This window comes from Bradyrhizobium quebecense (genome assembly GCF_013373795.3).
GTDB classification, from domain to species: domain Bacteria; phylum Pseudomonadota; class Alphaproteobacteria; order Rhizobiales; family Xanthobacteraceae; genus Bradyrhizobium; species Bradyrhizobium quebecense.
The window spans coordinates 7090768-7104749 of record NZ_CP088022.1 but is presented as its reverse complement, the minus strand read 5'-3'; the positions used below and the strand labels follow the sequence as shown (position 1 = coordinate 7104749).

Genomic DNA, 13982 nt, shown 5'->3' with positions numbered 1-13982 from the left:
GATCACCGTGCCATCTGCTGCGGATCGTAGAAGAAGCGCTCCTCGACCAGCTCCTCGCCGCGCCAAGTCTGCCAGGCGACCTCCTCCATGCTGCGGACCTTGCCGTCCTTGCCGGTGAATTCGAACCGCCAGCAAATCGCCGAATGATCGCCGTCGAGCAGCAGCGGCCCGAGCCGCGTGGTCTTCACGCCGGAGACTGCCGCCAGCACGGCCGCTTCGCGCGCCGCCAGCGCCTCGCGGCCGACGCGCCATTCGCCGTCGTTTTCCTGGGTGCGGGCATCGGCCGAATAGAAGTTCCTGATTGCGCCGACATGATCGTTGGATTCGACCGTGTCGGCGAAGGCTTGCAACGTCTTGAGCGAGGGCATGGGCACTCTCCATTTACCGACTTATAGTCGGCATTTATCAACCGGGAGTCGGTAAGTCAACTGGCATCGCTCCGGAACCTGAGCTACAGATGCGCCATGGCAACCCAGGCCGAACGGCGCGAGAAGACCAGAGCCGCGATCGTCAAGGCGGCGCGGCGCATTTTTGGCGAGCGCGGCTTTGCCGCGGCGACGATGGACGACATCGCCAGTGGCGCGCGCGTCGCCAAGGGCGCGGTCTATCATCACTTCGCGACCAAGGAGGCGGTGTTCGAGGCGGTGTTCGAGCAGGTCTCGATGGACCTCGTCGCCGATCTCGACCGCATCTCGCGCGCCGAGAACGATCCGCTCGCGGCGATGGCGGCCGGAACGCAGGGCTATTTCGCGGCGTGTTCAAAAGGCCCGACCGGCCAGATCATTCTGCGCGACGGCCCGGCCGCGCTCGGCTGGGAACGCTGGCGCGAGATCGACGCCAAGCATTTCGGCGGCAAGTTTCCGCGCGCGCTGACGGCGGCGATGGATGCCGGCGTGATCGCCAAGCAGCCGGTCGAGCCGCTGGCGCGGCTGCTGCTCGGCGCGGTGACAGAGGCTGCGGTTGCGGTCTCCGCGGGGCCCGACATCGCCAAGACCGGCACCGATTACGCGCGCGCGTTTCGATCGCTGCTCGATGCGCTCAGGGTGAAGTAGGCCAACATCTCTCCCCACGTCGTCCCGGCGAAGGCCGGGACCCCATAACCACGGGGAGTGGTTGTTTGTGCGAGCTGGGGCTCCAGCGTTGTGCAACAATTAACGGTCGTGGTTGATGGTGTGGACGGCCCCCTACGGCATCAGTGTGCCAGAATGAGGTTGTTGTAAATCTCAGACAAGGAGACCGTCCGTGAGAGAGATTATCCGTACTGGGATGGATACGTCGAAGCATATTTTTGTGCTGCATGGAGTTGACGCGGCGGAACAGCCGGTGTTGCGCAAGAAGCTGTCGCGCAAGCAGGTGCTTGAGTTTTTTGCCAAGCTTCCGCCGACCGTGATCGGGATGGAGGCCTGCGGGGCGGCTCATTACTGGGGGCGCGAGCTTGGCAAGCTTGGCCATGAGGTGAAGCTGATAGCGCCGCAGTTGGTGAAGCCTTATGTGCTGCGGAACAAGAACGACGGGCGAGATGCGGATGGGGTGTGCGAAGCGATGGGCCGACCGCGGATGCGGTTTGTGCCGGTGAAGAGCGCCGAACAGCAGGCCGCGCTGATGCTTGCAGGTGTCCGCGATGGGCTGATCGGCCGCCGTACCCAGCTCAGCAATGCGATCCGCGGCTACGCGGCGGAGTTTGGCCTGATCGCGCCGAAGGGGTTGGACAAGATCGAGCCGCTGTTGGCCCGGATCACGCAGGACGAGAGCGTTCCCGCTATGGCGCGCGAGCTGTTCGCCATGCAGGGCCGTGACTATGCGCAGTTGCAGGGTGAGCTGAAGGCGGTCGAGGCCAGGCTGCTGGCCTGGCACCAGGCCAACGCCACAAGCCGTCGTCTGGCCCAGATCCCCTCGGTCGGTCCGATCATCGCGACCTCGCTTGTGATGAAGACGCCGGACCCGCACGCCTTCCGCTCCGGCCGCTTGTTCGCGGCCTGGCTCGGCCTGACGCCCAAGGACCATTCCACCGCCGGCAAAACCAGGCTCGGCAAGATCACCCGCGCTGGCGACGAGACCCTGCGTCGCCTGCTCGTGGCCGGGGCGACCGCGGTGATCCGGCAGGCAAGGCTCGGGCGCGGCCACCCCTCGCGCTGGCTCGTGGCGTTGCTCAGGCGCAAGCCGCCGAAGCTTGCGGCCGTGGCGCTCGCCAACAAGGTGGCCCGCATCGCCTGGAAGCTGATGGCGACCGGCGAGAGCTATGATGCCGCACGCATGAACGCTGTCACCTAACAGGTCGGCCGGCCGGACGTAGCGCTCGCCGGACGAACCGGAGCTGCAAGAGCAGATGGAATGATCGATCGATCCAGAACGCGAGACAAGCCGCGGGACCCATTGGCCTTCACAAGGTCGCCAGGTTGTTTGGCACTCGCGTCGCGGAAACCATCTTGGCCCAGCGATCAACACGATCGCATCAAACAGGCCGGACATATGGATGACAGCGATCCGACCAATCCCAGAAAGCTCTTGTGCCACGGGGGCCGTCCACATATGGGTCCCGGGTCAAGCCCGGGACGACACCGAGTTTTTGGTTACCTCAATCCTTGTCGTTCTCGAGCCGGAAGATCTGCGAGCCTTCGCCGCTCGAGAGCAGGCCGGTCTTGTTGTACAGGCCGAGCTTGGCGCGGGTGTCTGATATGTCCAAGTTGCGCATCGTCAGCTGGCCGATGCGGTCGGCCGGCGTGAAGGCGGCGTCCTCGACCTTCTCCATGCTGAGACGCTCGGGCGCATAGGTCAGGTTCGGGCTCTCGGTATTCGATATCGAGTAGTCGTTGCCGCGGCGTAGCTCGAGCGTCACCTCGCCGGTGATGGCGCGCGCCACCCAGCGCTGCGCGGTCTCGCGCAGCATCAGGGCCTGCGAATCGAACCAGCGGCCCTGATACAGCAGCCGGCCGAGCCGCATGCCGCTGATGCGGTATTGCTCGATGGTATCCTCGTTGTGGATGCCGGTAACGAGACGCTCATAGGCGATGTGCAGCAGCGCCATGCCGGGCGCCTCGTAGATGCCGCGGCTCTTGGCCTCGATGATCCGGTTCTCGATCTGGTCGCTCATGCCGAGCCCGTGGCGGCCGCCGATCGCGTTGGCCTCCAGGAACAGTGCGACCGGATCGGCGAACGTCTTGCCGTTGAGCGCGACCGGCTGGCCCTCCTCGAAGCGTACCACGACCTTCTCGGGCTTGACGTCGCAATCGGCGCGCCAGAACGGCACGCCCATGATCGGATTGACGATGGTGATGCCGCTCGCAAGGCTCTCGAGATCCTTGGCCTCATGGGTCGCGCCGAGCAAATTGCTGTCGGTCGAATAGGCCTTCTCCGCGCTCATCTTGTAGGCAAAGCCCTGCGCGGTCATGAACGCCGACATCTCGGCGCGGCCGCCGAGCTCGTCGATGAACTGCTGGTCGAGCCAGGGCTTGTAGATGCGCAGGCTCGGATTGGTCAGCAGGCCGTAGCGGTAGAAGCGCTCAATGTCGTTGCCCTTGAAGGTGGAGCCGTCGCCCCAGACGTTGACACCGTCCTCCTGCATCGCCGCGACCAGCATCGTGCCGGTCACCGCGCGTCCGAGCGGCGTGGTGTTGAAATAGGTGATGCCGCCGGTCGAGATGTGGAACGCGCCGGACTGGATCGCGGCGATGCCCTCATGCACCAGCTGGGTGCGGCAATCGACCAGGCGGGCCTTCTCGGCGCCGAAATCCATCGCCTTGCGCGGGATCGCGTCGTAGTCGGCCTCGTCGGGCTGGCCGAGATTGGCCGTGTAGGCAAAGACCTTGGCGCCCTTCAGCTTCATCCAGAGCAGCGCCGCCGAGGTGTCCAGCCCGCCCGAGAACGCGATGCCGACTTTCTCGCCGGTGGGCAGGCTTTTCAGAATCGTACTCATGGGACGGTCCAATCGGTCGAAGTCAGGATGATTACGCTGCGCGAATATCAAATTTCCGGAGCCTGGGCACGCCTTTAATCAGGCTTCCGGCTGGCTCGGCTCCGCCCGGCCGCCCCGGCGCCAGCGCTGCATCAGCCGGTAGCCGGGCATTGCCAGCCGCGTCAGCGCGGCATCGACCTGGGCATCGGTCAGCCGGGTCGCGGCCCAGCGATAGATCAGCGCATAGAACAGCCAGACGGTGAAGAACGACACCAGACCGGCGATCGCCACATCGGTGAAGAAGTGCCCGCCAAAGGCCATGCGAAGCCCGCTGGTGACGATGCCGAACACAGTCGCCCCTGCAAAGGCCAGCGGCCGCCAGGCGGGCGGCGTCAGCGCCGCCGGCGCATAGGTCCAGAACGCGGTGGCGCCCTCGCCGGAAAAGAACGAGCAGTTGCGCGGGCAGCCGCCGCGCGGGTCCCACCACGGCTTGAATGGCAAATCGCCGCCGAACTGCGTCACGAACACCGGCCGCGGCCGACCCCAATAGTTCTTGAAGGTGAGGTTGGTGAGAACGCCGGCCGAGAGCAGCATCGTGGTGAGCAGAAACACCGCGGCGCGGCCGGACATCAGCATCGGCCGTTCGGGGCGGATGAATTTCCAGACGATGGTCACGATCGCCGGCAGCACCAGCGCCCAGGCGACCCACATCGCCGCATCGCGCGCGAACGACGCCACCGCGTCGAGCTTCAGCGGGAAGGTTTTCTGCGCGGCGTCGTAGAACATGGCCGCGAGCTTCAGGTCGAGCTCGGGATAGACCCCGAACAGGATGCCGATGATGAGCGCGAGCGCCAACGCGATAAAGAGTCCGGTCCGGTTCATGGCGCGCGGTTTAGCCGAGGCGACGGTGCATGGGAAGCATCACGGCTGCGGCGATTGCGACGGCAAGGGCGGGGGCGGCGGCAGGGCACGCGGCGGCTCGCGCCAGGCGCCGGCGGTGCGGCCGGCGATCAGCCAGTAGACCAGGCCGGCGACGATGCCGGCGCCGGTCATGATCTCCATGTGCCGGCGCACGATGCCGTGGAATTGCATCATGTCGGGATCGAACGGAACCAGGCCGAGATAGCAGGCCGCGCCGACGATCGCACCACCGACCGCGTAGGCCAGCACGCTCCGGATGAAGAAGGCCTCGGTGATCAACACCACGATCAGCGCGGGCAGCAGCGCAAAGCCGGAAATGAAGATGAAGCCGAAGCCGAGCACGACGTTGACGGCACTCTGGTCGATCTGCCCGCCGAAATTGCTGATCTCGGGATACAGCACCGCGACGACCACGATGACCCCGGCCACGAAGCAGGCCATCAGGAAGCCGAAGGCGACGACGAACAGGCGGCCGATCAGGGCCATCAAACTAGTCCGTCATCGCCATCGCGCGCAGCGCCTGGCGCTCGCGGGCGGAGAGCTTTTCGGTCTCCGACTTGAGCTGGCCGCAAGCGGCGAGGATGTCGCGGCCGCGCGGCGTGCGCACCGGCGAGGAATAGCCGGCGTTGAAGATGTATTCGGAGAATTTTTCGATCTGCTCCCAGTCCGAGCATTCGTAGGCGGTGCCCGGCCACGGATTGAACGGGATCAGGTTGATCTTGGCCGGAATGCCCTTGAGCAGCTTCACCAGCAGCTTGGCGTCGTCGAGCGAATCGTTGACGCCCTTGAGCATCACATATTCGAAGGTGATACGCCGCGCGTTCGAGGCGCCGGGATAATCGCGGCAGGCCTGCAGCAATTCCTTGATCGGATATTTGCGGTTCAGCGGCACCAGCTCGTTGCGCAGCTCGTCGCGCACCGCATGCAGCGAGATCGCGAGCATCACGCCGATCTCGTCACCGGTACGCTGGATGTTCGGCACCACGCCCGAGGTCGACAGCGTAATGCGGCGGCGGGAAATGCCGATGCCTTCATTGTCGCCGACGATCAGCAGCGCATCGCGCACCGCGTCGAAATTGTAGAGCGGCTCGCCCATCCCCATCATCACGATGTTGGTGACGCGCCGCGTGCCGTCCTCGCGATCGGCCCAGTCGTTCAGCCGGTCGCGCGCCACCATCACCTGGCCGACGATCTCGCCGGCGGTGAGGTTGCGCACCAGCCGTTGCGTGCCGGTGTGGCAGAACGAGCAGTTCAGCGTGCAGCCGACCTGCGAGGAAACGCACAGCGTGCCGCGATCGGTCTCGGGAATGTAGACGCACTCGACCTCGTGCGGCCGCTCGACCTTGTCGCCGCTCGGCAGCCGCAGCAGCCATTTGCGCGTGCCGTCGTTGGAGATCTGCTCGGCAACCACTTCGGGACGGTCGACGGTAAAATGCTTCTCGAGCTCGGCGCGCATGTCTTTCGAGACGTTGGTCATCTCGGCAAAGCTCTTGGCGCCGCGGAAATACATCCAGTTCCAGAGCTGCTGGGTGCGCATCTTGCGCTGCGCAGTCTGCACGCCGATCTCGCCCAGGCGATCGGCGATCTCGGCGCGCGACAGCCCGATCAGCGACGGCTTGGCCGGCGGCACATAGGTCTCGAGCGGAACCTTTTCGACCAGCGCGCTGGCGCCGGACGCGGCATTGGTGGTCACGGTGTCGGTCATGAAACCTCAAATAGGCCTTCCAGCCGGTGCTGGAAAGCCGCCAAATACCTCTATTTTGTCCTTCAGAGCCGATCTTAGCGCCGGCAGTCCTGCCCCAGCCGGTCGAGCGCCTGCGCCAGGCCCTTCAGCGAGAAGCTGTCGATCGTCTCGGTGCCCTTCGCCGAGACGGCTTTTACCGTCAGATCGGCCGATTTGCGCATGGCTTCCACCATCCGCTCCTCCTCGGCTGCATTCTTGATCCAGAGGCCGTCGCCCTGGGTGTACATCGCATAGGTCCCGCCGCCGACCTGGAGCGTCGATTCCGAGCCCGGCTTCACGGTGTAGCCGATCATGATCGAGACTTCGTTGACGACCTTCTCGGCCGGACGGGTCGAGATGAAGGCATAGGCCGGATCGCGCGGCCGGTTCGGCGGGTTGGTCTTCGACGACGACGGCTTGGCGAGCGCAAAGCACACCTTCTTGCCGTTGGGCGCTGCGGTGTAGGCGCCCCAGGTGCCGAATTGGCCGATCAGCGTCGGCTCCGCGCCGCCGGCTGCAGCTGCCGCGGCCGAAGTCGCCGGCTTGGCCGCTTCCTTCGCCGTATCTTTCTTGGGTGCAGCCTGCGCCGGCGCGAGGGAGACGATCCCGCACACGACACAAACAGCCAGTGATGTCAGAATTTGCCGCACGGCCAACTAGTTCCCCCATCATTGTGACTGGAAGATGGCTCGGCGATTCCCCTCCGCCGGCTCGGATGGATAACCGGGAAACGCTTTTTTGGGAAGGCAGTTGGCCCGGACCCTCGCGCCGGCCCAGCCTCGCGCGCGTCCATTGATTCTCGATTCATGCTTAGCGCTTGTTGTCGCGCATCTGCCCTTGATCAGCGCTTGATCAACCCTTGGCGCGCGCCGCACGCTGGCTCTCCCATTGCGCATCGGTCCATTGCAGCAGGTCCTCGGCGCCGGAACTGCGCAAATGCGCGCCGCCGTCCTGCACCACCATCTCGCCGTTGATGTAACCGGCCTGATCGGAAATCAGGAAGCTCGCGAGATTGGCGAGCTCGGAATGCTCGCCGGCGCGACCGAGCGGATTGCGCTGCGACCAGGTCTCGCCGCGCGCTTCGGGACGCAACTGCCCGGTCGCACCCGGCGTCGGAAACGCGCCGGGCGCGATCGCCACGGTGCGGATGCCTTTCGGGCCCCATTCGACGGCAAGGCTCTTGGTCATCGCCAGCACCGCGGTCTTGGCCATCGACGACGGCACCGTGAAGGCGCGGCCCGTGATGGTCGAGGTCGAGAGGATCGAGAGCACCACGCCCTTGTGCTTGCCGTCGATCCAGCGGCGGCCGGCAGCGAGCGTGCAGTACATCGTGCCATGCAGCGTCGGCGCGAGGATCGCGTCCGCGGCACGGAATGACAAATGTTCGCTCTGCGCAATAAAGGTTGCGGCAGCATTATTGACGAGAACGTCGATCGGCGCGTCCTGCCAGACCTGATCCATCATCGCCTCGACCGCGGCGCCGTCGCGGATATCGCAGCGCGCGGTCGACACCTTGGCGCCGAGCTCGCTGCGGAATTTGCCCGCGGTTTCCTCCAGCAGCCCCTCGCGCCGTCCGCAGATGATCAGTTCGGCACCGAGTTCGGCAAAGCGGGCGCCCATCGCTGCGCCAAGACCGGAGCCGCCGCCGGTGATCAGGATGCGCTTTTTCGCTAGCAGGCCCTTTTCAAACATAGTTTGATCCCTCCGCACTGTATTGTCGCTCCGCCGCAAATCCGGCATGAAGCTTGTAGTCCAAGATCTTGCAGCTCTTTCTGCGTCCGAAACTCAGGTGTGTCCATGAAAGCCATCCTCTGCTCGCAATACTGTCAACCCGACGATCTCGTGCTGGCTGACGTGCCCGATCCGGTGGCCGGTCCGGGCGAAGCCGTGATCGCGATCAAGGCGGCGGCGCTGAATTTCTTCGACATCCTGATGATCCAGGGCAAGTACCAGATCAAGCCGCCGTTCCCGTTCTCGCCGGCCGCCGAAGTCGCGGGCGTGATCGAGAGCGTCGGCGCGGCCGTCACTGATCTGAAGGTCGGCGACCGCGTCGTCGCTTCATGCGGCCACAACGGCGCGCGCGACAAGATCGCGCTGCCGGCGAATACGATCGTAAAGATTCCCGACAATCTCGATTACGACCGCGCCGCCGGCATCATCATCATCTACGGCACCGCGCTGCATGCACTCGAAGATCGCGCGAGCCCGAAGCCGGGCGAGACGCTCGCGGTGCTGGGCGCCGCCGGCGGCACCGGCCTTGCCGCGTGCGAACTCGGCAAGTTGATGGGCCTGAAGGTGATCGCCTGCGCATCGTCGGACGAGAAGCTCGCCTTCGCCAAGCAGCACGGCGCCGAGCTGACGCTGAACTACGCCAAGGAAGATCTGAAGGAGGGCCTGCGCAAGCTGACGAACGGCAAGGGCGCCGACATCGTGTTCGATCCGGTCGGCGGCTCCTATGCCGAGGCCGCGCTGCGCTCGACCGCATGGGAAGGCCGCTTCCTGGTGATCGGCTTTGCCGCCGGCGACATTCCGAAGATTCCGCTCAACCTCGCGCTGCTGAAGGGCTGCGACATCCGCGGCGTGTTCTGGGGCGCATGGGCGCGGCTGAACCCGGAGAAGAACCGCAAGAACCTCGAGAAGCTCGTGCAGTGGACCGCGGAAGGCAAGATCTCCTCGCATGTCGACCGCACCTTCCCGCTGTCGCAGACCGCGGAAGCCTTGAAGGTGCTCGCTGGCCGCAAGGCGATGGGCAAGGTGATCCTGCATCCGGGCAGTTGAGCTGAGATCGCGTAGCTCGGATGGAGCGCAGCGAAATCCGGGACCGCTCGATCGATTGGTGAGTAAGACCCCGGATTACGCTGCGCCTCATCCGGGCTACAGTCTGAGAACAGACGACCGCGCTCCTTGCCATCACCGTCACCCTGAGGAGCGCGCTCTTGCGCGCGTCTCGAAGGGTCGACGGCCACCGGCGGGGCAGTGCGTCCTTCGAGGCGCGCTCCGCCCGCACCTCCAGCGACAACGGCTTAGCCGTTGCGCGGGGGATGACGGATCGAGAGCCTCCTTCCCGCTACGCTTGCGACGCTCCCTCTTCCGGCACTCCGCGCTTCAGCGCGGCGCGCGCGGCATCGCGGTGCTCCGGGGTGATGTGGCTTGCCACCATGCGGATCGCAGTTGCGAGCACGGCGGCATCGTCGGTGAAGCCGAGCACCGGCAGCATGTCCGGGATGAAATCGAACGGCAGGATGAAATAGGCGATCGCGCCGAGCAGCGCCGCCTGGACATGGCGCGGCGTCTGCCGGTCGAAGGCACAGTAATAGGCGGCCAGCAGATCCTCGGCGAAAGGCAGCCGCGCCACCACTTTCTTGAACTTGATCCAGAAGCGGCGGCGCACGCTTTCCGGGTCCTGCGCCAGCCGGTCGGCAGGCCCGAATCCCACGCCGGTGTCGGTCGATGGCATCGCCAGGTTCCCTTTGGCGCCGCGCGACGGATCGGCGGCGGACAATGCGAATCTGGGGATGTCGGCCAACCCGCGCAAGGTTGCGCGCAGCCGGGTCAGTTGACCCCGAACTGCCTCGCGATCGCGTTCATGGCCTTGGCGAGGTCGATGTCGCGCTTGGTCACCCCGCCGACATCGTGGGTCGCCAGCACGACCTCGACCGTTTTGTAGACGTTCTTCCATTCGGGGTGATGGTCGCTCTTCTCGGCGACCAAAGCGGCGCGCGCCATGAAGCCGAAGGCCTCGTTGAAGTCCTTGAACACGAAGGTCTTTGCGATCGCCTCGCGTCCGGCCAGCTCCGACCAGCCGGCCAGTTCCCAAAGCGCGGCCTTCTTTGCTTCCGCTGACAGCCTTTCGACCATGGCAACCCTCCCGTTTGACGCCGACCTTAGCCTAACAACCGGCCTCCGGGGTGGGATCCATGCCGAAAATAAGGCCGAAAGAGCGGCCTATTGCCGCTGGTAACCATGACGGAGATGTAACATCTGTGGCTCCAGGAATTTGCTACAAATGCACAATGCATGCGCGTTGCTAGTTTTGCGAGATTGAGCCCCGACGATTGTTTGCGAGATCGATGACCGACGGCCCCGCCAGCATATCGCCCAAGCCGCTGCGCTCGGCAAAGCGACGGCTGATGTTCGTCTTGATCGCGGGCGCGCTCGCCATCGTCGGCGCGATGGCCGCCGGGTATTATTTCGCGGTGCGTCCGGTGACGCTGCGGATCGCGGTCGGCCCCGCAAGCAGCGATGACCTCAAGGTCGTGCAGGCGCTGGCGCAGGCCTTCAACAACCAGCAGCACACCCAGGTCAAGCTGCGCCCGGTGCAGACCGACGGCGCCACCGCGAGCGCGCAGACGCTGGCCGACGGCAAGGCCGACCTCGCCATCATCCGCGGCGATCTCGAGGTACCGAAGAATGCGCAGGCGGTCGCGACCTTGCGCAAGAACGTCGTGGTGATGTGGGTGCCGCCCGCAGCCAAGGGCAAGAGCCGCAAGGCCGCAAAGATCACCAAGATCGCGCAGCTTGCCGGCCGCAAGATCGGCGTCGTCGGCCGCACGCCGGCCAACGTCAATCTGCTGAAGCTGATCCTGCAGCAATACGGCGTCGACCCGATGAAGGTCGAGATCGTGCAATTCCCGGCCAATGAAGCAGTCGAGGCCATCAAGAATCTGAAGGCCGATGCCTATCTCGCCGTCGGTCCGGCCAACAGCAAGCTCACGATCGATGCGATCACGGCGTCGACCAAAGACGGCGGCGAGCCCACCTTCCTGCCGATCGATGCGTCCGAAGCGATTGCGCAGAACCATCCGGCCTATGAGGCCGCGGAAATTCCCGCGGGCTCGCTCGGCTCGGCCGACCGGCCCGAGGATGAGGTGAAGACGATCAGCTTCTCGCACCATATCGTCGCGCGAAAGGGCCTGTCGGACGCGACGGTCGCGGCATTCACCCGGCAATTGTTCGCGATCCGGCAGTCGCTCAAGAACGATTTCCCGCTCGCCGCCAAGATCGAGACGCCCGACACCGACAAGGATGCCACCATCCCGGTGCATCCCGGCGCGGCGGCCTTCGTCGACGGCGAGGAAAAGACCTTCCTCGACCGCTACAGCGATTACATCTGGTGGAGCCTGATGGCGTTCTCGGCGATGGGCTCGGCCGGTGCATGGTTCGCCGGCTATCTCAAGCAGGACGAGCGCAACACCAACACTTCGCAGCGCGAACGCCTGCTGGAGATGCTGAAGGCCGCGCGGCAGAGCGATTCGACCGATGAGCTCGACCAACTGCAGGCGGAAGCCGACGACATCCTGCGCCACACGCTCGACTGTTTCGAGCATGGCGCCATCGAGGAAGGCACGCTGACCGCGTTCAACATCGCGCTCGAGCAGTTCCACAACGCGGTGGCCGACCGCAAGGCGCTGCTGCTCAGCATGCCGCAGAATTTGCAACGGACTGCGAGCCAGTTCAGGGCGGCGGGCACGGCGTAGGGCTTACCCTCCCATCTCTCCACGAGCTCACCTTCGCCTCTCCCGCTTGCGGGGGAGGCCGCATTGCATCGTCAGATGCAATGCGGGTGGGGGCTCTCTCCGCGATACGACTCGTGGAGAGAGCCCCCACCCCACCCTCCCCCGCAAGCGGGAGAGGGAGCCTTACAGACGTGCTCACCTCACGCGGCCTCCCTGTAATCTCTCCGTCATAGAATTTTTCTAGGTCTGTGCTGGCCCGCGGCGCATTGTCGCTGTGACCTGAGGAGGTTCCATGACGATCCGGTTCTCGCGAAAACTGACCCGCCGACGTTTTCTCTCGACGGCTGCTGCGGCCGGCGCCGGCGTGATTGCGATGCCTTATCTGTCGCGCGCGGCCGATCGCCCCGTGATCACCCATGGCGTGCAGTCCGGCGATGTCGGCGTCGACGGCGGCGTGGTGTGGGCGCGCGCGGACCGCCCCTCGCAGATGATGGTCGAGGTCGCGACATCAGATTCGTTCAAGGATGCCCGCGCGCTGCCGCCGATCACGGCGTTGCCGGAGAGCGACTTCACCGCAAAGATGCTGCTGGAGAACCTGCCCTCGGGCCAGGACATCTTCTATCGCGTCCGCTTCCGCGATCTCGCCCATATCGACATTGTCGGCGAGCCCGTGGTCGGCCGCTTCCGCACCGCGCCGAGCGACCGCCGCGACGTCTCCTTCGTGTGGGGCGGCGACGTCGCCGGCCAGGGCTGGGGCATCAACCCCGACGACGGCGGCATGATCACCTTCGCCGCGATGAAGAAGCACGCCCCGGATTTCTTCCTGCATTCCGGCGACACCATCTATGCCGACGGCGTCATCACCGCCGAGCAGAAGCAGCCCGACGGCAAGATCTGGAAGAACATCACGATTCCGGAGAAGGCCAAGGTCGCCGAGACGCTCGACGAATACCGCGCCGCGCACAAATACAATTTCCTCGACGGCAATCTGCGCGCCTTCAATGCCGAGGTGCCGATCTTCGTGCAGTGGGACGACCACGAGGTGACCAACAACTGGTCGCTCTCCAAGCAGTTGCCGGCGGCCTACAAGGAGCGCGACATCAACGTGCTCGCCGCGCGTGCGGCGAAAGCCTTCCACGAGATGTATCCGATGCGCGAGAGCGTCGTAGAGCCGGGCCGCGTCTATCGCACGCTGAGCTACGGCCCGCATCTCGACGTGTTCATGCTCGACGAGCGCAGCTATCGCGGCCCGAACGGGGCGAACCTGCAGGAGACCTACGGCCCCGACGCCTATTTCATCGGGCCGGATCAGATGGCCTGGCTGAAGCGCGCGCTGCTCAACTCGCGCGCCACCTGGAAGGTGATCGCCTCCGACATGCCGCTGTCGCTGATCGTCTATGACGACGCCGCCAACAAGAAGGGCTCGGAAGCCTTCGCGCAGGGCGACGGCCCGGCGCGCGGCCGCGAACTCGAGATCGCCGACATCCTGCGCTTCATCAAGACCGCAGGCATCGCCAATACAGTGTGGCTGACCGCCGACGTGCACTATGCGGCTGCGCACTACTACAACCCGAACAAGGCCCAGTTCCAGGAGTTCGATCCGTTCTGGGAATTCGTCTCCGGCCCGCTGCATGCCGGCACATTCGGTCCGAACGAGCTCGACAACACGTTTGGTCCCGAGGTGAAGTTCGTCAAGGCACCGGGCGAAGCCAACCAGAACCTGCCGCCGTCGGCCGGCATGCAGTTCTTCGGCCACGTCAAGATCGACGGCAAGAGCGGGCAGATGACGGTGAGCCTGCGCGACCGCGTCGACGCGGAGCTATGGGCGATCACGCTCGATCCGAAGCCGGCGTAATCAGGTCGCAGCCGCCACGGAACCCGACGTCCTGTCCTGCAGCCCTTGCCTCAAAGCAGGGGCTGCACGATTGACGGGGGATGGACGTCACCGGCCTCTTCCGGTACCTCTATCAGAGCCGTTATGCTGGGGCCC

Annotated in this window: 14 protein-coding genes; 5 read left to right on the top strand and 9 right to left on the bottom strand. The window is 65.1% G+C overall.

Annotated features, from left to right (window positions below; translation table 11 throughout):
- Positions 1-2: 2 nt before the first annotated feature.
- Entirely contained in the window at positions 3-368 is a 366-nt protein-coding gene (locus HU230_RS34130) for a nuclear transport factor 2 family protein (RefSeq protein ID WP_176534417.1), read from the bottom strand.
- A gap of 96 nt (positions 369-464) precedes the next feature.
- Here HU230_RS34130 and HU230_RS34125 point away from each other — a divergent pair, with 96 nt between their 5' ends.
- Positions 465-1052 carry a TetR/AcrR family transcriptional regulator gene (locus tag HU230_RS34125; protein ID WP_176534418.1) on the top strand — a complete coding sequence of 196 codons (588 nt, stop codon included), beginning with the start codon at positions 465-467 and terminating at the stop codon, positions 1050-1052.
- 190 nt (positions 1053-1242) lie between these two features.
- Complete coding sequence (locus HU230_RS34120) at positions 1243-2271, top strand: IS110 family RNA-guided transposase (protein WP_176534419.1); 1029 nt, start codon at positions 1243-1245, stop codon at positions 2269-2271.
- A 304-nt stretch (positions 2272-2575) separates the two neighbouring features.
- Here the strand turns inward: HU230_RS34120 and argG are convergent, their stop codons facing one another.
- From argG to HU230_RS34090, 6 genes are all read right to left on the bottom strand, one after another.
- Complete coding sequence (argG, locus tag HU230_RS34115) at positions 2576-3913, bottom strand: argininosuccinate synthase (protein WP_176534420.1); 1338 nt, start codon at positions 3911-3913, stop codon at positions 2576-2578.
- Positions 3914-3991: 78 nt separating this feature from the next.
- The gene (locus HU230_RS34110) at positions 3992-4774 is read right to left on the bottom strand and encodes a phosphatase PAP2 family protein (RefSeq protein WP_176534421.1); all 783 of its coding nucleotides are present in this window, start codon (positions 4772-4774) and stop codon (positions 3992-3994) included.
- Positions 4775-4813: 39 nt separating this feature from the next.
- Entirely contained in the window at positions 4814-5299 is a 486-nt protein-coding gene (locus HU230_RS34105) for a hypothetical protein (RefSeq protein WP_176534422.1), read from the bottom strand.
- Between the two features lie 4 nt (positions 5300-5303).
- Positions 5304-6518 carry a dual-specificity RNA methyltransferase RlmN gene (gene rlmN, locus HU230_RS34100; protein WP_176534423.1) on the bottom strand — a complete coding sequence of 405 codons (1215 nt, stop codon included), beginning with the start codon at positions 6516-6518 and terminating at the stop codon, positions 5304-5306.
- Between the two features lie 74 nt (positions 6519-6592).
- Positions 6593-7150, bottom strand: coding sequence for an invasion associated locus B family protein (locus HU230_RS34095; protein ID WP_420840908.1), 558 nt, complete (start codon positions 7148-7150; stop codon positions 6593-6595).
- Between the two features lie 238 nt (positions 7151-7388).
- On the bottom strand, positions 7389-8228 hold the full coding sequence (locus tag HU230_RS34090; RefSeq protein ID WP_176534425.1) for an SDR family oxidoreductase: 840 nt from the start codon (positions 8226-8228) through the stop codon (positions 7389-7391).
- A gap of 105 nt (positions 8229-8333) precedes the next feature.
- Between HU230_RS34090 and HU230_RS34085 the strand changes: the two genes are divergently transcribed.
- Positions 8334-9314, top strand: coding sequence for an NADPH:quinone oxidoreductase family protein (locus HU230_RS34085; protein ID WP_176534426.1), 981 nt, complete (start codon positions 8334-8336; stop codon positions 9312-9314).
- 289 nt (positions 9315-9603) lie between these two features.
- Here the strand turns inward: HU230_RS34085 and HU230_RS34080 are convergent, their stop codons facing one another.
- Together HU230_RS34080 and HU230_RS34075 are read right to left on the bottom strand one after the other, a co-directional pair.
- Complete coding sequence (locus HU230_RS34080; RefSeq protein ID WP_176535292.1) at positions 9604-9993, bottom strand: YkvA family protein; 390 nt, start codon at positions 9991-9993, stop codon at positions 9604-9606.
- 95 nt (positions 9994-10088) lie between these two features.
- A complete protein-coding gene (locus tag HU230_RS34075) occupies positions 10089-10394 on the bottom strand; it encodes a 4a-hydroxytetrahydrobiopterin dehydratase (RefSeq protein ID WP_176534427.1) in 306 nt (101 codons plus the stop codon).
- Between the two features lie 212 nt (positions 10395-10606).
- On the opposite strand from HU230_RS34075, the gene HU230_RS34070 reads away from it, so the two are divergent.
- Positions 10607-12013 (top strand): TAXI family TRAP transporter solute-binding subunit, encoded by a 1407-nt coding sequence (locus tag HU230_RS34070; protein WP_224943875.1) that lies wholly within the window; start codon positions 10607-10609, stop codon positions 12011-12013.
- Between the two features lie 271 nt (positions 12014-12284).
- Positions 12285-13847: an alkaline phosphatase D family protein gene (locus HU230_RS34065; protein WP_176534428.1), complete on the top strand. Its 1563-nt coding sequence runs from the start codon at positions 12285-12287 to the stop codon at positions 13845-13847.
- The last annotated feature ends 135 nt before the right edge of the window (positions 13848-13982 follow it).